A 218-nucleotide genomic window follows, 5' to 3' on the forward strand; every position below is an offset into this window, starting at 1 on the left:
CAGAATTTAGATTTCACGGTTAATTTTTCTGAAAACGTAACTGCAGTAACAACAGGTGGAACCCCCCAATTGGCGATAACGGTAGGTTCTACCGCCCGTCAGGCAGTGTACCAGAGTGGTTCAGGAACAAGTGCCTTACTGTTTAGATATGTTGTACAGTCAGGAGAAGCAGATACCGATGGTATTTCTGTGGGAAACCTTGCCGCTAACGGAGGCAC

1 protein-coding gene is annotated in these 218 nt (G+C 46.8%); it reads left to right on the forward strand.

The annotated features are described in order from the left end of the window. The coding region (locus tag MB14_RS10210; RefSeq protein WP_157716576.1) for a hypothetical protein at positions 1 to 218 on the forward strand (218 nt) is incomplete at both ends.

Origin of the sequence: Roseivirga ehrenbergii (genome assembly GCF_001593005.1) — a bacterium.
Lineage (GTDB): Bacteria > Bacteroidota > Bacteroidia > Cytophagales > Cyclobacteriaceae > Roseivirga > Roseivirga ehrenbergii.